Source organism: Faecalicatena orotica, from assembly GCF_003149245.1.
GTDB classification, from domain to species: domain Bacteria; phylum Bacillota; class Clostridia; order Lachnospirales; family Lachnospiraceae; genus Faecalicatena_A; species Faecalicatena_A orotica.
This window is the reverse complement of sequence record NZ_QGDL01000001.1, coordinates 1-20440: the sequence shown is the minus strand read 5'-3', so window position 1 is coordinate 20440 and position 20440 is coordinate 1. Positions and strand designations below refer to the sequence as shown.

General features: G+C 47.2%; 18 protein-coding genes. 2 read left to right on the top strand and 16 right to left on the bottom strand.

All coding sequences use genetic code 11. From position 1 onward, the window contains the following. Positions 1 to 2 precede the first annotated feature (2 nt). Positions 3 to 461, bottom strand: a complete 459-nt coding sequence (locus A8806_RS00090; RefSeq protein WP_109729136.1) for an RrF2 family transcriptional regulator — start codon at positions 459 to 461, stop codon at positions 3 to 5. Positions 462 to 639: 178 nt separating this feature from the next. Between A8806_RS00090 and A8806_RS00085 the strand changes: the two genes are divergently transcribed. Then, positions 640 to 1965: a polysaccharide biosynthesis protein gene (locus tag A8806_RS00085; RefSeq protein WP_109729135.1), complete on the top strand. Its 1326-nt coding sequence runs from the start codon at positions 640 to 642 to the stop codon at positions 1963 to 1965. A 73-nt stretch (positions 1966 to 2038) separates the two neighbouring features. Here the strand turns inward: A8806_RS00085 and A8806_RS00080 are convergent, their stop codons facing one another. The 14 genes from A8806_RS00080 to A8806_RS00015 all read right to left on the bottom strand — a co-directional run bounded on the left by A8806_RS00080 (position 2039) and on the right by A8806_RS00015 (position 18124). Next, positions 2039 to 2578 carry a stage II sporulation protein M gene (locus A8806_RS00080; protein WP_109729134.1) on the bottom strand — a complete coding sequence of 180 codons (540 nt, stop codon included), beginning with the start codon at positions 2576 to 2578 and terminating at the stop codon, positions 2039 to 2041. Positions 2579 to 2676: 98 nt separating this feature from the next. Then, complete coding sequence (locus A8806_RS00075; protein WP_109729133.1) at positions 2677 to 3219, bottom strand: NUDIX hydrolase; 543 nt, start codon at positions 3217 to 3219, stop codon at positions 2677 to 2679. A gap of 20 nt (positions 3220 to 3239) precedes the next feature. Further along, positions 3240 to 4436 carry a pyridoxal phosphate-dependent aminotransferase gene (locus A8806_RS00070; protein ID WP_109729132.1) on the bottom strand — a complete coding sequence of 399 codons (1197 nt, stop codon included), beginning with the start codon at positions 4434 to 4436 and terminating at the stop codon, positions 3240 to 3242. Positions 4437 to 4795: 359 nt separating this feature from the next. Beyond that, positions 4796 to 6340, bottom strand: a complete 1545-nt coding sequence (gene rny, locus A8806_RS00065) for a ribonuclease Y (RefSeq protein ID WP_181368568.1) — start codon at positions 6338 to 6340, stop codon at positions 4796 to 4798. Positions 6341 to 6431: 91 nt separating this feature from the next. Next, positions 6432 to 7046, bottom strand: coding sequence for a regulatory protein RecX (locus A8806_RS00060; RefSeq protein WP_109729130.1), 615 nt, complete (start codon positions 7044 to 7046; stop codon positions 6432 to 6434). Between the two features lie 54 nt (positions 7047 to 7100). Further along, positions 7101 to 8243 carry a recombinase RecA gene (recA, locus tag A8806_RS00055; protein WP_109729129.1) on the bottom strand — a complete coding sequence of 381 codons (1143 nt, stop codon included), beginning with the start codon at positions 8241 to 8243 and terminating at the stop codon, positions 7101 to 7103. A gap of 571 nt (positions 8244 to 8814) precedes the next feature. After that, positions 8815 to 9480: an acyltransferase gene (locus A8806_RS00050; RefSeq protein ID WP_109729128.1), complete on the bottom strand. Its 666-nt coding sequence runs from the start codon at positions 9478 to 9480 to the stop codon at positions 8815 to 8817. Positions 9481 to 9492: 12 nt separating this feature from the next. Then, positions 9493 to 10491, bottom strand: a complete 999-nt coding sequence (locus tag A8806_RS00045; RefSeq protein WP_109729127.1) for a D-2-hydroxyacid dehydrogenase — start codon at positions 10489 to 10491, stop codon at positions 9493 to 9495. 16 nt (positions 10492 to 10507) lie between these two features. After that, entirely contained in the window at positions 10508 to 12634 is a 2127-nt protein-coding gene (locus tag A8806_RS00040) for a DNA topoisomerase (RefSeq protein WP_109729126.1), read from the bottom strand. 27 nt (positions 12635 to 12661) lie between these two features. Then, on the bottom strand, positions 12662 to 13711 hold the full coding sequence (locus A8806_RS00035; RefSeq protein ID WP_109729125.1) for an aldose epimerase family protein: 1050 nt from the start codon (positions 13709 to 13711) through the stop codon (positions 12662 to 12664). A gap of 24 nt (positions 13712 to 13735) precedes the next feature. Next, on the bottom strand, positions 13736 to 15844 hold the full coding sequence (gene ppk1 / locus A8806_RS00030) for a polyphosphate kinase 1 (RefSeq protein WP_109729124.1): 2109 nt from the start codon (positions 15842 to 15844) through the stop codon (positions 13736 to 13738). Next, positions 15837 to 16844: a GNAT family N-acetyltransferase gene (locus tag A8806_RS00025; protein WP_109729123.1), complete on the bottom strand. Its 1008-nt coding sequence runs from the start codon at positions 16842 to 16844 to the stop codon at positions 15837 to 15839. Before A8806_RS00025 ends, ppk1 begins: the two co-directional genes overlap by 8 nt. A 3-nt stretch (positions 16845 to 16847) precedes the next feature. Next, positions 16848 to 17252, bottom strand: coding sequence for a secondary thiamine-phosphate synthase enzyme YjbQ (locus A8806_RS00020; protein ID WP_109729122.1), 405 nt, complete (start codon positions 17250 to 17252; stop codon positions 16848 to 16850). A 14-nt stretch (positions 17253 to 17266) separates the two neighbouring features. Next, on the bottom strand, positions 17267 to 18124 hold the full coding sequence (locus A8806_RS00015; protein ID WP_109729121.1) for a patatin-like phospholipase family protein: 858 nt from the start codon (positions 18122 to 18124) through the stop codon (positions 17267 to 17269). 316 nt (positions 18125 to 18440) lie between these two features. Here A8806_RS00015 and A8806_RS00010 point away from each other — a divergent pair, with 316 nt between their 5' ends. Beyond that, complete coding sequence (locus A8806_RS00010) at positions 18441 to 20075, top strand: ABC-F family ATP-binding cassette domain-containing protein (protein WP_109729120.1); 1635 nt, start codon at positions 18441 to 18443, stop codon at positions 20073 to 20075. Positions 20076 to 20164: 89 nt separating this feature from the next. Here the strand turns inward: A8806_RS00010 and A8806_RS00005 are convergent, their stop codons facing one another. After that, a complete protein-coding gene (locus A8806_RS00005; protein WP_109729119.1) occupies positions 20165 to 20398 on the bottom strand; it encodes a hypothetical protein in 234 nt (77 codons plus the stop codon). Positions 20399 to 20440: the final 42 nt, after the last annotated feature.

Genomic DNA, 20440 nt, shown 5'->3' with positions numbered 1-20440 from the left:
CTCTAATTCTTACAGCCTGTCTGTCCGGGAAAATCCTGACATCCCATCTTCCGGCTTTCTTCCACCAGCTGGTCCAGCTTCATCTCATCCACCGTATGGTTGATGCTTTCATTAATCCGCTGCCACACATACTTGGTCACACAGCTGTCCGCCGCCTTACATCCTTCTTCCGGATTCAGTCCCGAACATTCTACCGGCTCCAGACTGCCTTCCAGGGCACGCAGGACATCGCCAACGGAAATTTCCTCCAGTTCCTTCGCCAGCACATAACCGCCGCCGGCACCCCGGATGCTCTTCACAAGCCCGGCCTTCTTCAGCATTGCCATCAGCTGCTCCAGATACCGTTCTGAAATCCCCTGTCTGTCAGAGATGCTTGTAATTGAAACCGGCTCCTGCCCACTGTACTTCGCAAGATCAATCAGGGCCCTTAAGCCATATCTTCCTTTTGTCGATAATTTCAATCTATCACCTTCTTAATCCCTAGTATAACAATTCCTAGTATTCCATATCCTAGTGTTTTAATCCCTAGCAATTTGCTAGGATTTCTTTTCTTTTGTAGAATACCACTCGGTTCTGGTTCTGTCAAGCCGTAAGCAGGAATATGTTGTAAAAATATGTTTTTTAGGAGATACATAACAAGTGTCCAGAAAACAAACCATCATACGGGGGACCTTTATCTTAACAGCAACCGGCTTTTTATGCAGGTTCATGGGCTTTTTCTACCGGATGTTTTTAAGCCATACTTTCGGGGAGGAAGGTGTCGGCCTGTATCAGCTGATCTTCCCCGTATACTCACTCTGCTTTGCGCTGACCGCGGCAGGACTCGAAACCGCCATATCCAGAACCGTTGCCCAGAAAATCTCCCTCGGGAGAAAAAAAGAAGCCCGCGAAATCCTTCTGCTGGGGCTTTTTATTTCCATACTGCTATCTTTAATCTGCCTTTTTGTCCTTCAGGGAAATGCGGCATACATTTCCGAAAAATTTCTGGGGGACACCCGCTGCGAACCACTGCTGATTCCTTTGTCCTATGCACTGCCGTTTGCCGCGATCCACAGCTGCATATGCGGCTACTGTTACGGAATGAAGGAAACGAAGATTCCGGCCGTATCCCAGCTGGTCGAACAGGTAACAAGGATTCTTGCTGTCTATGTGTTTTATATGATTTTAATAAAAAAGGGGGACGATGCACCGATCACCATTGCAGTACTCGGGCTGGTCATCGGAGAAGTGACTTCCGCACTTTATGCCGCCAAATCACTGACACGGAGCACTCATACTATATCCGGACTGAATGTTACATATAAAGAATTCTGTTCTCGTTTCAAGGAACTGGTCCCGCTCTCCCTGCCCCTGACCGCCAACCGCATGCTAATCAACCTGCTGCAGAGCATAGAAGCCATCTCCATCCCCGCCCGGCTGCAGATGCACAACCACAGCACCTCCGAGGCGCTCAGTATTTATGGGGTCCTGACCGGGATGGCACTTCCCTGCATCCTGTTTCCGTCCGCCATCACCAGTTCCATCTCCATCATGCTTATGCCCACCGTTGCAGAAATACAAACGACAGACAACCGTCATGAAATGCTGGATATTATAAAAAAAGTTGCCGGCTCCTGTTTCATACTCGGCCTCGGCTGTTGTTTCATCTTTCTCATCCTCGGTTCCTGGATGGGAAACGTACTGTTCGGCAGCGCCTCCGCCGGTAAGTTCATCATAACCCTGGCATGGATCTGCCCCTTCCTATACACCAACTCCGCCCTGCTGAGTGTGATAAACGGCCTTGGAAAGACAACAAGTACATTCCTCATAAATTCCTTCGGCCTCGTGATCCGGATTGCCAGCGTATTCATTGCAATCCCGTTGTTTGGAATTCAGGGGTACCTCTGGGGAATGCTGTTAAGCCAGCTCATTGTAACGCTTTGCGCGGCAGCCGTTCTCTATCCGAGTCTGAAAACAGGAAGATAAGTTCCAAAAAGAGGAGCCGGATTTTACGAATGTTCCGTAAAATCCGGCTCTGTTTTATTCCACCCGGCTCTCTTTACAGGGTTTTCAGGAATGCCTGCATCAGGATCGGGTTTACATAGGCCTCAAGGATGATGCCCATAACCATTGCCAGCCCGATAAAGATGCTCTTTTGTGCATTCCACTTATTCTGCGGGTATGTATAGCTGTACCAGATAACTACCATATACGCAGGTATATACAGAAGAAACTGGGGCAGGATACCAACAATACAAAGGATGCTGCCCTTTATCCCCATCCCGAGGACCCCCATAGATAACAGCATCCCGCTTGAAAAGCCCGTCCATACAATAAATGCTATGGAAGCCGGTTTTCTTATTTTCGTGAACGCCAGGCCCAGTAATACGAAAAAGGGGGCTGCACGGACCCGGACCAGATACCAGATGTATTCCTGTGCCGCAATTTTTGCGGTCTGGTACTGGTTCAGAAAGTAATCACTGAAGATTCCGGGTTCGGCGGTATATTTCTTCATGATTAAGTTTACATATAAAATTCCAAATAAAAATCCCGGCATAAAGAAAGCAAACAGCTGCTTCCTCGTATGAAGTATCTTCACAGGCTCTCCTCCTATTGTTCAGATATTTCATTATATGCCGGGGTTTATGATTTATGCCTGTTCGTTTCACCGCCAGAGCATATGAAAGGGTTTCTTACTTATTTCCTGACGTACTTTGCATCGTATGCCAGAAGCGAGGAGATTGTTTTTCCATCCTCTATTTCACCGGAGAAAATCTTCTCCTTCAATTCTTCTATCGTATAAGCCTTCAGATCGATGAATTCGTCTTCATCCAGATGCTGCTTTGACGGAATCAGGTTCCGGGCAACATAAACTTCAATCCTTTCATTACAGAATGCGACTGTTGTGCGAAGGGTTATCAGCCATTCCAGATCCTCACTCCGGTAGCCAGTCTCTTCTTCCAGTTCACGGCCTGCACATAAGATGCCGGGTTCGTCCTCCGCATCGAGGGCACCTGCCGGAATCTCCAGTGTATAGCGGTCCAGTGCATTCCTGTACTGTCTCACCATCAATATCTTTCCATCGTCCGTAACCGGCACTACCGCGGCAGCACCTTTGTGCCTGATGAAATCCCACACTACGGTATGGTCACCGTCAATCTCCATCGTATCCTGGTAAAAATCGATAATCTTCCCTTTAAACTTCAGTTCCCGGTTAATTCTTTTAATCTGTCCGCTCATATCTGCTCCTTTTCGTTTCCCTACAGAGAGGAAACAAATTTTTCTATTCTGTCGAGACCTTTATCAATCGCCTCTAAAGAAATAGCATATGACAAACGGATAAAATTGTCAAATCCGAAATCTGCACATGGCACGACAGCTACCTTGTAATCTTCAAGCAGGATCTCTGCCACTCTTGCCGTTGTCCCGATCTTCTGCCCTTTATAGGATTTTTCCAGTACATCCGTGAAATCGATAAACACATAGAAAGCTCCTTCCGGCTCCAGCAGATTAAGAAGCGGCATCCCGGAAATCCTTTCATACATGTGCTTTCTTCTTTTATCGAATTCCACCTTCATAGACTCTAACGCTGACTGGTCTCCTGAGAGTGCCTCGAAAGCAGCCTTCTGTGCAATCGAGTTCGGATTGGATGTCTGGTGGCTCTGTACACTTCCCATCAGTTTAGCGATCTCCACGCTGGAACCGGTATAACCGATTCTCCATCCTGTCATTGCATAGCTTTTTGAAACACCGCTGCAGGTGATTGTTCTTTTATAAATCTCATCCCCAAGTGAGGCGATACTCACATGCTTCTTCTCTCCGTAGATCAGATATTCATACATCTCATCAGCTACAACGTAGAAATCCTTTTCCACTGCAACTTCAGCAATTGCACGAAGCTCTTCCTCGGAATAAACCATTCCCGTCGGGTTAGACGGTGTATTCAGAATCAGCGCCTTTGTATTCTCTGACACCGCATTGCGGATCTGCTGTGCCGTTACTTTATAGCCGTTTTCCTTTGATCCGTAGACATACACCGGTATTCCGTCGCTGAGTTTTACGATCTCAGGATAGGTCAGCCAGTATGGTGCAGGTATGATGACTTCGTCTCCCGGATTTAAGATTGCCTCGAAAATATTTGTGAGAGAATGTTTTCCGCCGTTACTGATTACAATCTGGTTTGGCTCGTAATACAGGCCGTTAAAGCTCTCAAACTTTTCACAGACTGCTTTCTTCAATTCTGCCGTTCCTGAGGCTGGCGTATATTTTGTAAATCCTTCTTTAATCGCTTTAATTGCCGCTTCATTGATATTATCCGGTGTATTAAAATCCGGTTCCCCGGCGCCGAACCCTACAACGTCGATTCCTTCTGCCTTCATTGCCTTTGCCTTCGCTGTAATTGCCAGCGTTGATGACGGTTTTACCCCCGCCGCTTTTCGTGATAATGTTAATCCCATTTTTCCATCCTCCACTTCATACCAGTATTCGTTTCATTATATAGTATGCGTTCTGATTTAATATTATAGTATACGTTTCCATATATTGCAAGTTCTATTTTTATTTTATTCTTATTTACTGGATAATCACACTTTTTAAGCAGTATTATATGTTTTTCTGCAATTTACATTTTCGTTTCCTGCATTTGTATTCCCACACTTCAAAACTATTCCTTTTCCCATTCGAAATTTTCTATTGAGGATACCTGAACGAACCTCTCTGGAGCATGTTTAATAATTGCTTATGCATATTTAAGGACAAAAGAAAAAGCCCCCGTCATATGACAAGGGCTGTAATTTCAATTCCTATCTGATATGGATTATTTCGCATAATCTGTAACTCGTGATTCACGGATTACATTTACTTTAATCTGGCCTGGATATTCCAATTCAAATTCAATCTGCTTTGCAATCTCTCTGGCCATAAGTACCATGTCATCATCAGATACTTGTTCCGGAACTACCATAACTCGAATCTCTCTACCTGCCTGAATAGCAAAAGACTTCTCAACACCTTTAAACTGGTTTGATATTTCTTCTAATTGTTTCAATCTGTTTGTGTATGTTTCTATTGTTTCTCTTCTTGCACCTGGTCTTGCCGCAGAAATCGTATCGGCAGCCTGTACTACACATGCAATCAATGTCTGGGGCTCTACATCACCATGATGAGATTCCACTGCATTGATTACTGTCGCAGACTCTTTATACTTTCTGCAAAGGTCAGAACCAATCTGAATATGTGAACCTTCCACGTCGTGGTCAATCGACTTGCCGATATCATGCAGCAGCCCTGCACGCTTTGCCATCCTGACGTCCAGACCGATCTCGCCGGCAAGGAGCCCGGATAACTGGGCAACTTCAATAGAGTGCTTTAATGCATTCTGACCATAACTTGTTCTGAACTTCATACGTCCCAACAGACGAATCAGTTCCGGATGAATTCCCGGCACGCCAACTTCTAACGCGGCTGCCTCTCCTTCTTCCCTGATCATTGTGTCCACTTCTTTTTGTGCCTTCTCTACCATCTCCTCGATTCTCGCCGGATGGATACGACCATCCACAATCAATCTTTCAAGTGCAATTCTGGCAACTTCTCTTCGGATCGGGTCAAACCCGGATAATACGACTGCTTCCGGTGTATCGTCGATAATCAGTTCGACGCCGGTCAAAGTCTCAAGAGTTCTGATATTACGTCCCTCTCGTCCGATAATTCTTCCTTTCATTTCATCACTTGGAAGCTGCACTACAGAAATCGTAGTTTCAGCCACATGATCTGCCGCACATCTCTGGATTGCGTTGACGACATATTCCTTCGCCTTCTTATCCGCATCTCCTTTCGCCTGTGCTTCCAGCTCTCTGACCATCTTGGCTGTGTCATGTTTCACATCTTCTTCAACAGTTTTCAACAGATATTCTTTTGCTTGTTCGGAGGTAAGTCCTGAGATTCTTTCTAGTTCCTGTACTCTCTTCTGACTGAGATCTTCTACTTTCGCTTCACGCTGCTTTAGTTGTTCTTCTTTTGCTGTAAATTTAACTTCCCGCTGTTCAATCGCCTCTGACCGTTTGTCCACGGCCTCTTCCTTACTTAGCACCCTTTTCTCATAGCGCTGTAACTCGGCTCTTCTTTCCTTTGTCTCTTTTTCCAGTTCATTCTTAGTCTTGATAGACTCTTCCTTCACCTCTAAGAGAGCTTCTTTTTTCGTTGTCTCAGCAGTCTTTACGGCATCATCAATTATCTCTCTTGCCTTTGCTTCTGCATTCCCGATCTTGGACGCTGCATTGTTCTTCAGATTGGAAACCGTCACAAAGTGAGTAATAATACCAACTATCAACGCGAGGGCTACGGCAATAACAATACTAATCATTGTTGGCACAGGAGCACCTCCTTATTTAATTTTCATTGTACATATTGCTCTAAATACAACAGTTAAATTTTATACTGTTTTCACAACTATGTCAAGCATTCTCATTATAATTTTGTATCACTTGACGGATGTCGTCATAACGGAAGCCTTTTCGCGATAAATATCCATAAATTTTATGTAATTCTTCCTCCGTGGCATGAGCCGGATCGACCCTTTTTTTACGGAATATCTGGAGGATTGCATCCCGCTCAGAGTCTGGGCCGGAGCACTCTTCGAAGGCAAGGTCAATCTGACCGGACGATACTCCTTTGCTTAACAGCTGGGCGTAAATCTCCCTTCTGCTCTTTGTCTGCTGCCTGCTTTCAATGAACCGCTTTGCATATCGATAATCATCTATGTAACCAAAAGTCTTCACATATTTGAGTGCTGCCTCTATCGCCTCTTCGGGATACAGCCCCTGCCTCAGTTTTTCTAAAAGTCCCGCCTCGGTCCTGTCCATGTCTTCCAGAAGGTGCATGGCCCTGAGCTTCGCACGCTTCAGTACCACCTCGTCCATCACCCGCCGGCGCACTTCATCGTCAATTTGTTCCCCTTCCCGGATGCCGTAACGTGAGAGTTCGCCTTTGTATAATACAAAGGCGAACTCCTCATCCAGGAATACTTTATACTTTGTCTTCGTTACAGGTTCCAGCTTTGTAACTGTCATAGTAAGTGCACACTCCTGTTCCTCTATTCTTATCTTTTATCTCGAAGACTTCTTCTACTCTGTCTTAGCCGCTTCAGCAGCAGGAGCAGTCTTATCTGCCGCCTTTGCCTTCCCCGCAGCCTCTGCTTTTGCCGGCTCTTTTACTTTCTTTGTCAGCTTAAGTTCGTCTGCTTCATCCGCTTCGCTGTCTTCTCCGTTGAGCTTATAATAAGAACGCACCTGATGGTCCAGTTCTTCCATCAGCTCTGGATGCTCCGAAAGATATGCTTTGGCATTCTCGCGTCCCTGTCCGATCTTTTCTCCTTTGTATGCATACCATGCACCACTCTTATTGATCACGTCTATACCGGCCGCCAGATCCAGCAAATCCCCTTCTCTGGAAATACCTTTCCCGAACATGATATCGAATTCAGCTTCCTTGAACGGAGGCGCAATCTTGTTCTTTACAATCTTAATACGTGTCCGGTTACCGACCATTTCCCCGCTCTGCTTCAGAGTCTCAATTCTTCTGACGTCCATTCTGACAGATGCATAGAACTTCAGCGCACGCCCTCCTGTCGTGGTCTCCGGATTACCGAACATAACACCAACCTTCTCACGCAGCTGGTTGATAAAGATAACGACACAGTTAGACTTGCTGATAACCGGTGTCAGCTTCCTCAATGCCTGGGACATCAGCCTTGCCTGAAGGCCCACATGGCTGTCTCCCATATCCCCTTCAATCTCCTGTCTCGGAACCAGGGCTGCTACAGAGTCGATAACAATAATATCGATCGCACCCGAACGCACCATCGTCTCTGTAATCTCAAGTGCCTGGTCACCACTGTCCGGCTGTGAGATATACAATTCATCAATATCAACCCCGATGCTCTTCGCATATACAGGGTCCAGAGCATGCTCGGCATCGACAAACCCTGCAATCCCGCCCCTCTTCTGGACCTCTGCGATCATATGTAAGGCAACCGTCGTCTTACCACTGGACTCAGGCCCGTAAACCTCAATTACACGTCCCTTCGGGACACCGCCAAGTCCCAGCGCCAGATCCAGGCTCAGACAGCCGGTCGGTACAGTCTCCACAGCCACATGCGCTCCCGGTTCCCCGAGCTTCATAACCGTTCCTTTTCCAAAATCCTTCTCTAACTTTGCAATCGCCGCTTCCAACGCTTTCTTCTTATCTTCATTACCATTATTCGCCATAGTCTTAAACTTCTCCTTCTCGTCTCTCGAACAATTGTTCGCTTTTCTATTAATATACTATTATACTTGTTGTCAATTGTCAACAACAATTTTATAAATTTATTATACAACATTACATGTCCAATAATCAGGACTTATCTCTATTTTTAGTTATTACCAGAAATAATTTTAAAACAAATCATTCATCCCCGGCCATCGGCCAAACACAAAAATCAAACTTATAAAGACACTCCACCCATAGGCATCACATCCATTCCATATCCATATTAATCAACTTGAATTCCCTCGGCGATACGCCTGAACCATCAGAAAACCAGAATTTCTTTGAATTGCTTTGTTGATGAAGGTAGTATAACATATAAGCACGCTATTTTCCAGAGAAATATTTTTTAATTACTGATTACTATGTACACCTAAAAAGTATGGCATATATCCTCCGGCGGATGCACCCAACGTCAATTGAAACCGGCCGCGGGGATGCGGGGGTTCCTTATGCGGGGGGCAAGTGCTGAAAGTGCGCATAAGGAACCCCCGCATCCCCGCGGCCGGTTTTAATTGACGCGCCCGCCCTCTAAACTTTTTCTACAACTTCACCTTGTTTTTTGTAGATGCTCCCTGACGGGACATATCCTCTGACTGAGGACAGTGGGTAGATGTTTGTATGGCTGCCTACTACGGTTCCGGGGTTTAAGACACTTCCACACCCTACTTCCACTTCGTCGCCGAGCATGGCACCGAATTTCTTCATTCCTGTTTCGATCTTTCCTTCCGGAGTCTTTACAACGACAAGCTTTTTGTCGGATTTCACATTGGAGGTGATGGAACCCGCACCCATATGGGACTTGTAGCCGAGAATGGAATCTCCTACGTAGTTGTAATGTGGAACCTGAACTTTATTAAACAGGATTACATTTTTCAGTTCTGTAGAGTTTCCGACGACTGCACCTTCCCCGACAATCGCGTTACCCCTGATAAATGCACAGTGTCTTACCTCTGCATCCTTTCCAATGATGGCAGGACCATTGATAAATGCGGTAGGTGCAACCTTTGCTGTTTTGGCGATCCATACATTTTCACCGCGTTTTTCGTACTCTTCTTTGCTTAAAGAGGCACCGAGTTCCAGAATGAAACTGCTGATCTTTGGGAGTACCTCCCAAGGATAAGTCACTCCCTCGAAAATATCTTTTGCGATTGTTTCATCAAGTGTGTAGAGTTCTTTTACTGTCAATGCTGTCATGTTCTGCTCCTCCTAATCGTTGTCTTCCGGTCCACAGAATTTTCTGTAACCGGTCTGAAAGTCTACTTCATTTTCTATCTTACAGCCTGTTAAAACTGCTTTCAAATTTTCTGCGGCAATCTCTACTACTGTCTCCAGTATCTGCTGCATGTGGTAATTCCCGGACACATGCGGCGTAATCAATAGATTCGGAGCATCCCACAGGGGTGAATCTTTCGGAAGCGGCTCCTGCTCAGCCACATCAATCGCTGCGCCGCCCAATTTTCCGCTTCGCAGTGCATTTACCAGATCTTCTGTCGGGATCAGGCTCCCCCTCCCTACGTTAAGCAGGAGTGCCCCGTCCTTCATCCGGTCTATACACTCCCTGTTCAGAAGATGTTCCGTCTCGGGGGTTCCCGGAAGGGAGCATGCCACGATATCGGCCCTGCCAAGCAGGTGATCCAGTTCATCCATCTGATGCAGTTCATCCAGATAGTCCGGCCTCTTTGCCCGGTTCCTGCGCACACCGATCACATGGCTTCCCAGCGCATGCATCTTTCTGGCAAACTGGCCGCCGATATCGCCCAGCCCGATAACCAGAGTCACAGAGTTCATGATGGAATTCACTTTCCCTTCATCCTTCCACTCATGTGATTCCATGTTCTTATAGTACCGGTCCAGTTTCTTCATCAGCATCAGTACGGCACCGAGCATATACTCCGATATAGCCAGGCCATATGCGCCTGTTGCATTAGCAAGCTGTGCCCCTGCCGGCATGATGCCGGGCACAATATACGGTGCTGCACCCGCACTGTCCAGCTGCATAAGCTTTAAATTACGGGCAGACTTCAAATACTCCGGCTTTACATTGCCCAGAATAAACTCTGACCGTTCAACCATCTCCTGTGTCACATCCTTCTGTGAAACATAGGTAAAATGAAATTCATCACTGCCTGCCGCTTCAGATGCCGCATGCTCCAGATATATTTTATGCTGCGGTTCTGCCGGAATTGTCACTAATATTTCTCTCATGCCAAGCCCTCCCAGACTATTTCACACTCTGTTTCGTATCCTGTTTCTTATCAGAAATCTTTTTAGCAGCCTTCGCCCTGCCGGCACCCGGTTTCGTATCAGTTTCCTTCTTATAAAACTGTGCCGCCCGGTCATAACAGCCTCTCAGCTGATACTGGTTGTTAAGCCCCTTCACGCCATTCGTCCGGCTGATAATAAAATGATCCAGCTTCTTCATGTATTCATCCGGGGTAATCTCCCCGTCGGCCACATAATTCAGCCCTTTTTCCCAGCTGGCCGTCAGTTCCGGGTTTAACAGAGATTTAATCGAATTCTCCACAACATCAAAAATCATTTCCCCCTGAAGCGTCGGCGTGATAATCTGCGTCTTTTTATTCAATGCAAGGTACTTGATGTTGATCAGCTTTTTCAGGATTTCCGCCCGCGTCGCACTCGTACCGATGCCACTTCCCTTGATCTGGGCCCTGAGTTCTTCGTCTTCAATCAGCTGCCCTGCATTTTCCATCGCCAGAATAATCGAGCCGGAATTATACCTCTTCGGCGGAGACGTCTCGCCCTCCTTGATGTCCAAAGCCTTCGCTGGAAGTATGGCCCCCTTTTTCAGGCTTTTGATCACCTCGAAGAAACTGGTATCCAGATCCTGCCCCTGTTCATCCGGTGCATCATTACTTCCCGCATCCGAACCGGCCTCCCCGTTTCCGGCAGTGGAATTATTCCTTTTTGCCTGAGGGGAGCCTGCCACTTTCAGGTAACCCTCCTCCGCCAGTACTTTAAAACTGGAGAAAAAGCATTCTTCTTTGATCTTTGTTGTGACAGATACCTTCAGGTAGACAGCCGGCGGATAAAAAATACTTAAAAAACGCCGGACAATGCAGTCGTACACTTTTTTTGCCGTTGCAGGGACAGCATTCAGGGCACTAAGCCCCTGCCCTGTCGGAATGATGGCATAGTGGTCCGTGATCTGCTTGTCATTGACATATCTCGTCTTTGCCAGACCCTTGTGGCTTCCGAACCCCAGAATATCTTTCAGGTATGGCGCAGCCATCGGATATTTGGACAATCCGTTTAAGTTTCTGCTGATTTCTTTCGCTACGGCGGTTGAAAGCACTCTGGCGTCTGTTCTGGGATATGTAACCAGCTTTTTCTCATATAGCTCCTGCACGATACGCAGCGTCTCATCCGGACTGATCTTGAATCGTTTGGAACAGTCATTCTGAAGTTCCGCAAGATTATAAAGGAGCGGTGGATTCTTCTTCTCCGTCTTCTTCTCCATCGAAACAATCTGGCAGGTAACCGGCTGGGGCTCCTTCAGATAATCAACCAGTTCCTCTGCTTTTTCTCTCTTCTTAAACCCATTCTCCTTGTACAGATCAAAAGACTCAAAATAGCGGGACCCTTTGACGGCCCTCCATTCTCCTTCAAATGTCCGGCCCTGTGCTTCAATGGTGCTTAAGACACGGTAAAACGGAGTCTTTACAAATTCCCGGATTTCTCTTTCCCTGCGCACGATCATTCCCAGTACGCAGGTCATGACACGCCCCACCGAAATCACCGCATACTTTGTATGCAGGTAGTTTGAGATGCTGTTTCCGTATTTCAGGGTCAGGAGGCGGGAAAAATTGATCCCCATAAGATAATCCTCTTTTGCCCTCAGATAAGCGGATGCGCTTAAGTTATCGTACTCCGATAAATCTTTCGCCTCCCGGATTCCGCGCAGGATTTCCTCCTCTGTCTGGGAATCAATCCATACTCTTCTTCTCTGTTTCCCCTCCACATGGGCTTCCTGCTCCACGAGCCGGTAAATATATTCCCCCTCACGTCCGGAGTCCGTGCACACGTATATCTTGTCCACATCATCCCTTGTCAGGAGACCGCTCACGATCTGGAACTGCTTTGCCACCCCCGGAATCACCTCGTACTTGAAATTTTCCGGGATAAACGGAAGGGTGTCCAGACTCCAGCGCTTCAGCGCAGGGTCATACACCTCCGGGTAACTCATCGTGACCAGATGCCCTACACACCAGGTCACGATGGCCTCATCAGATTCCAGATAGCCGTCTTTTCGTCTTGTATTTAATTTTAATGCTTTCGCGAATTCCTGAGCCACACTCGGCTTCTCCGCAATATATACTGATTTCCCCATAAATAATTATACTGCCTGCTTTTCTCTTTATAGTGTACCAAACCGGTATTCTGTAACGGTTTTATATGCTTCCCCGCTTTTGCATACCGGGCCTGCAAAATGATCGTGATGGATGGCATCCGGGAAGTACTGTGTCTCGAAGCAGACCGCTGATCGTTTCTGATAAACACTGCCGTTCTTGCCTGGTTCGTCTGTCAGGAAGTTGGCTGTGTAAACCTGCATTCCGGGCAGGTCCGTCCACACTTCCATGACAATGCCGCTCTCATCATATGCAGCTTCCGCTACTTTAGCAAATTTCCCGTCATTTTTCAATACCCAGTTGTGGTCATAGCCGCCTCCGAGGCGGGTCGCTTCATAATCCGCATCAATCCTTTCACCGATTTGCCGGGAAGTTCTGAAGTCCATCGGGGTGCCTGTTACTTCTACCAGTTCCCCTGTCGGGATCGACTCTGCATCCGCCCTGGTGAAATAATCTGCATCAATGGTCATACGGTGGTTTAAGATAGTCCCGCCGTCATGCCCGCCAAGGTTAAAATAACTGTGGTTTGTCATGTTGATGATCGTATCCTGATCCGGAACAGCGTAATATTTCATGCGCAGTACATTATCTTCTGCCAGCTCATAAGTCACATGCATATCGAGTGAGCCCGGGTAGCCCTGGTCCATGTCCGGGCTGTGGAGCACAAACGTAATGGAATGCTCTGTCTCCTCCTCCACTTCCCAGAAACGCTTGTTGTAATAATCCGTACCGCTGTGGAGGTTATTTTTCCCATTGTCATTCTTCTCGAGCTCATAGGCCACACCGTTGATTTCGAACGAAGCACCGCCGATCCTGTTTGCATTTCTTCCGACCGGCGCCCCAAAGGATGCCCCGCCTTTCTCATACCCTTTCGTGTCGTCATATCCGAGTACGACGTCCAGAAGATTCCCATTTTTGTCCGGCACATATACGCTTACCAGTGCCGCCCCGAAATCTGTTACTGTGATCTTCATACCGTTCTTGTTTTCCAGAGTAAACAAGTACCCCATTTTTCCGTCCTTTGCTGTTCCAAATTCTCTTTTTTCTAAACTGCTCATTTTTTCTTCCTCCTGTCTTAAATTTTATGAATGTCTGAAGAAACTTCTCAGCCGTCTCAGCAGAGAAGGCTTTTCCACCGTCGGCTGCGGGCGTTTTGCCTGCAGTGCTTCTTTCATGAATATCTCCTGCGCGTTAACCGTCTTTTCCCCAACGCTCTTTTTCTGGTACGTCCCGTCGTCCTGCATAACCCTCGCCTTAACATTGTCAGCCAGCATCACATTCAGGCTGCGGGCGAGTCTCTTTTTGATCGGCTCATCGTAGATCGGGCAGGCCACCTCGACTCTTTTTTCGGTATTTCTTGTCATCATGTCGGCTGAACCGATATAAACCTTCTGTTCCGCCCCCTGTCCGAATAGAAATACTCTCGGATGTTCCAGATAACGTCCGACGATGCTGGTGACAGTAAGATTGTCGGTCTCCCCCGGAATTCCCGGCAGGATACAGCAGATCCCGCGTACAATCAGGTCAATCCGCACGCCGGCTTTGGAGGCCTCCGCAACCTTGGTAATGAAATCCATGTCTGTCACAGAATTCATTTTCATGATGATTCTTCCTTCTGACCCTTTTTTAATTTCCTCGTCCATCAGCATGAGCACCTTCGGCTTCAGGCTGGTGGGCGATACGATCAGATGCTGGTAAGCCCCGTCCAGATTGCCGATCGACATGTTTTTAAAGAATACGGCGGCATCCTCCCCGATTGACTGGTTCGACGTCATCAGCGAAAAGTCTGTGTACATCTTTGCCGTCTTTTCGTTATAATTACCTGTCCCGATCTGTGTGATATATTTAATTTCATTCTTATTCCTATATGTGATCAGGCAGATCTTGGAGTGCACCTTGTAGCCTTCAAAACCATAGATTACCCGGCAGCCGGCCTCCTCCATGCGCTCCGACCAGTCGATATTGTTCTGCTCGTCAAACCTTGCACGCAGTTCGATCAGTACCGTGACCTCTTTTCCGTTTTCCGCCGCGGCACAGAGATATTCTACCAGCCTTGTCTTTTTTGCGAGACGGTAAATCGTAATCTTAATCGTCATGACGCTGGGGTCCGCAGCGGCTTCCTTGATCATCTGCAGGAAGGGTTCCATACTCTCATAGGGATAGGAAAGAAGGATATCACGTCTTTTGACCTGTGCCATGACACTGCCCTCCATGACAGAAGGCGAAGCCTGCGGCGTAAATGGTTCATCTACGAGGGAGCGCCTCATGGAAACCGGAACTTTTTCGGCGATCGCAAACATGAATTCCAGTTTCATCGGCATTTTGGTGCGGAAAATGCATTCCGGGGTGATGTTAAACTTATCACAGAAGTACTTCTCCATCTCTTTCGTCAGCGGATTCGCCACCTCCAGCCTGACCACGGCCATCCGCCTGCGCTTATGCAGTGTTTCCTGCATAATATTGCGGAAATCTTCACTGTCGGCATAGGCCTCATCATCCGGGGATACATCGGCGTTGCGCGTCACACAGATATAGTTTCTGCCAGAAACCTGATACTGTTCAAAAACAATGTCCAGATACTCCATCAATACCTTTTCCATCCGGATATAACGGATGTCATGTCCCGGCAGGTAAAGGATGTCCGAGATGAACTGCGGCACCGGAACAATCCCCATCATGCTCTTATTCTCAAGCCTCAGGTCCGCTACCACATAGATCTCTTTATTAAGCAGATGCGGGAACGGGTGGTTCACATCCACGATCTGCGGGGAAAGCACCGGCAGTACCTGGTCCTTAAAGTATTTCTTTACATATTTCCGCTCCTGTGGCTCCAGTTCCTTAAAATCGAGCCCGCATACGCCGTACGGATGCAGCTGCTTCTTAATATCCGCATAAGTCTTGTCTCTCTCTTTATACAGCGGCGCTACTGCCGCATAGATCGCATCCAGCTGTTCCTGCGGTGTCATGCCGCACTTTGAGTCCACGCTCTTATTATTCACAGAAGCCATATCATACAGGCTTCCTACACGAATCATGAAAAATTCATCCAGATTACTTGTGAAGATAGCTACGAACTTCATCCTTTCCAGAAGCGGAACGCTCTCATCCTTTGCCTCCTCAAGCACCCTCTGATTAAAACGCAGCCAGGAAAGCTCTCTGTTCTGTGTATAACTCAATGTCTTTTTATTCATGGTCTCCCCTCACTTTTTTCATAAAAATATCTGTCCCGTTATTCTCGTAAATATGAAAACCGTACTTCTCGTAAAGTCCTGCTTTATCTTCCGTATGGAGCATCCCATAGAGGCCCTCAAGTTCCCCGTCGCCGGTTATGTAATCCAGAAGCATCCGCCCGAGGCCCTGCCCCCGGTATGCCTCATCTACAATCACATCCGCCAGATAGTATGTCGTCGTATAATCTGTCAGAACCCGCGCATAGCCGACCTGGTAGTCATTCCGGTCATAAACACCATAGCATCTGGAGTTCTCCATCGCCTTTTGGCACTGACCGAGCGTCCGGTCCCCTGCCCACGATGTCTGCTCCATCAGCTCTTTAATCCTGCTAACCTGCAGTTTCTTCTTGTCCGTGCTCACATAAAAGGCTTCTCCGCCTGCCTCCCCGGCACTTTCTGGCGCTTCACGCATGATCTTTTCTTTCGAATCCTGTCTTAACCGTTCCCGCAGCATTTTTGTGTAAGCAAATGCTTCGGACTGCTCATTGCCATACGTCATCTGGAGGTCATATTCCAGAGGGAGCCAGCTCTCAATTGGCGCCTCATTATGCTGAAGCAGCGCCTCCATCTTGTCTAAGGCCGCAAAGAGTCTTGCTTCGGGGGTCTTCTTTTCCCTGACTTCGGAAAGCAGGCCCTCCAGTTCCTCTTTCTCCGCCCCGTCCAGCAGGCCGGTAAGCTGCCGCAAAGCCTCCTCTTCACGAAGTTCTTCCCGTTCCCCTTTATGAAATACGGCGAAATCCCCGGTGAGCGCTTCCCCGATATCATGGAACATACACAGCTCTATGACACGCTCCATCCTGACCTCAGGGATTTCGTGGCGGAGCATCCATGCAAATACACACAGTCTCCAGGAATGCTCAGCCACACTTTCCTGCCTGCCGCCGGAGGTCCAGGAATGCCTCGTATTGCACTTGAGCTTCTCCACCGCATCCAAAAATGCAATCAAATTGTCTGTCTTCATCCGCTATCCTTCCATGATCTTCACAAAAAATGTACGGTTCCTCGGCCCATCAAACTCACAAAAATACAGGTCCTGCCAGATTCCAAACAGAATCTCCCCATCATGCAGGATCAGCGTCTGGGACGGTCCTGTCACTGTTGTCTTCATATGTGCGTGGGAATTGCCCTCCGCATGCCGGTAAAACGGGGCTTCTGTTGGAAATACTTCCTCGAATCCGAGAAGCATATCATGCACAACATCCGGATCTGCATTCTCATTTATTGTAAATCCTGCCGTTGTGTGGGGAGAGAATACAACAACGATTCCCTCCATGATGCCGCTCTTTTTGATGTCCTCCCTTACCATATTTGTCACTTTCGTCATCTGCTGTGCGCTTTTTGTTGAAATGTGATGCTCATAAAGATTCATCCTTCATACCTCCTTTACTTTTCCAGATATTCCAGCAACCTGCCATATTCCTGTTCCATCAGCTCATATCCGTGGTTGTAAAAAGCGGTCAGTGTCTCCTTGTTCCGCTCCAGTCTCGCCACCGGCTTCACAAGCGGGCGGAGTACAAATATGGATCCTTCCCTCTCCAGTGCCTCAAGCTGATTCATGGTCCTGTTATAATAAAAACTTCTTGTGAGAATGGATTTTACCAGTTTTGGGTAGGAGCGGTATGCCTTCCGGTATACTTCTGCCATCCCCTTTGACACTGTCTTCTTCCTGTATCCCGTATTCCTTGTAAGAAATATGACAATCTTTTCATTGCCCTTTTTCAGCGCCCTCGCAAGTGGTACGCTGTCGGAGAGCCCGCCGTCCAGATATGGCACCTCGTCAATATTGACGATCGGTGTGACAAGCGGCATGCTGGAAGATGCGCGGCATATCTTCATCAGCCTTTCCCTGCTCTTCTTCTCATTAAAATACTCCGCCTTTCCCGTCAGACAGTTCGTCGCCACAATCTCACATTCGATCTCTGATGCAAGATAAGTATCATAATCAAATGGAATCAGTTGATTCGGAAATACATCAAAGATCAGATCCATATTCATCAGGCTCTTTTCCTTTACAAATTTGCGGAAGCCGTAATAATAATTGCCGCTCTTATCCGTCGGTATCATACAGTCTCTTGTCCTGCCCGGCTGCCTTGACACATAGTCCACTGCATTGCAGGCTCCGGCCGAAACACCAATCACGTGTGACATATATAAATCCTTTTCCATCAGGTAATCCAGTGCCCCTGATGTGAAAACACCTCTTGTAGCGCCGCCTTCCAGTACTAATGTAGCTTTCTGCATTTTTTTGCCTCCTCGCTTTTCTTTTCCCATTATATAACGATTTTCTTTATTCGAAAACAACAACTTTGTTAATTTTCCCGAAAACCTATGGAAACCTTGCTATTTCCATGCTTCTCATGTTAATATAATCGTTGTAGCCAAAATTCCCACAGCAGGCTGCGGGGTAATTAATCCCCCCCGTCAGCTTCCGGGCCTGTAAGCCCGATCCGGACCTCCCGGGGCGCGGGAAAACAGCGGAAAAAATACGTGCTGCCTCCATATGCCGGTAAGCTGGCCTTGTGCAGTACACGAACACGATTTAAAGGAGATTACAAACATGATCAGTGCAAATAATGTGACATTGCGCGTTGGAAAAAAAGCGCTGTTTGAAGATGTGAACATTAAATTCACAGAAGGGAACTGTTACGGAATGATCGGTGCGAACGGAGCCGGAAAGTCTACATTCTTAAAGATTCTGTCCGGACAGCTTGAGCCGACAAAAGGGGATATCGTCATTACTCCCGGCGAGCGACTCTCCTTCCTGCAGCAGGACCACTACAAATACGATGACTGTCTCGTACTGGACACCGTCATCATGGGAAACGCCCGCCTTTATGAAATCATGAAGGAAAAAGAAGTAATCTATGCAAAGGAAGACTTCACCGAAGAGGACGGTATTAAGGCAAGTGAGCTTGAAGGCGAATTTGCCACCATGAACGGCTGGGAAGCAGAATCCGATGCTGCCACCCTTTTGAACGGGCTGGGAATTGACACAGACCTTCATTATAAATACCTGAGGGACTTAACCGGTGCCGAAAAAGTCAAGGTCCTGCTTGCCCAGGCATTATTCGGAAATCCGGATATCCTGCTGTTGGACGAGCCTACCAACCATTTGGACCTGGATGCGATCGCATGGCTGGAAGAATTCCTCATTAATTTTGAAAATACAGTCATCGTCGTATCCCATGACCGTTACTTCCTGAACAAGGTATGTACGCAGATCGCTGATATCGATTACGGCAAGATCCAGCTCTATGCCGGTAACTATGATTTCTGGTATGAATCCAGCCAGCTGCTGATCCGCCAGATGAAAGAAGCAAACAAGAAGAAGGAAGAAAAGATCAAAGAGCTTCAGGAATTCATTTCCCGGTTCAGTGCCAACGCTTCCAAATCCAAACAGGCAACTTCCAGAAAGAAAGCCTTGGAAAAGATTGAACTGGACGAGATCAAACCTTCCAGCAGAAAGTACCCTTACATCGACTTCCGTCCGAACCGTGAAATCGGTAACGAGGTTCTCACTGTAGAAGGGCTCTCCAAGACAATCGATGGAGAAAAGATTCTGGACAACATTACCTTCACTCTCGGGCACGACGATAAAGTAGCCTTTGTCGGAAGCAACGAGCTTGCAAAAACAGTACTGTTTAAAATACTCATCGGCGAGATGGAGCCGGATGCCGGAACTTATAAATGGGGAATTACAACCACACAGGCATACTTCCCGAAAGACTTCGGTGGGGAATTTGACAATGACTACACGATCACCGAATGGCTGACCCAGTATTCCGAAAATAAAGACGCGACCTATGTCCGCGGATTCCTCGGAAGAATGCTCTTTGCCGGTGAAGACGGTGTGAAGCGTCTGAAAGTGCTTTCCGGAGGAGAGAAGGTGCGCTGCCTGCTTTCCAAAATGATGATCTCTGGTGCAAACGTACTGCTTCTGGATGAACCTACTAACCATCTGGATATGGAATCAATCACCGCACTGAATAACGGAATGATCAAGTTTCCGGGAGTACTCCTCTTCACCTCACGCGACCATCAGATTGTACAGACAACGGCTAACCGTATTATGGAAATCGTGCCTGGCGGTAAACTGATTGATAAGATTACCACTTACGATGAATATCTTGAAAGCGATGAAATGGCTAGAAAGAGATATACTTATACAGTGGAAACCGAAGACGAAGATTAATCGAATTTCGCAACAGGACCAAAAAGGCCCTACCAGAAAAGACTTCATGTCTCTGGTAGGGCCTTTTTTCATCACTTTCTTTACGTCTGTTATAACGCTCTAAGCAGCGTTTTCTTGCCCTCCTCAGGGTTCGAAATCTGTGTCTTCATCCCGGTTAAGTAATCCAGCACATCGGACCATTCTCCGACAGCATATGCTGTACTGTCTATACTTTCGATAGCGCCGATCAAAGAATTGCGAAACTCATCTTTTCTCAAATCAGATATATAATTCGCACCTACCCGATGTGTCAGAACCTCTAACAGTCCCTCTTCTCTTGACATAACTTATTCCTCCTTATGGTACTGCGGATTAAAGCAGACTTT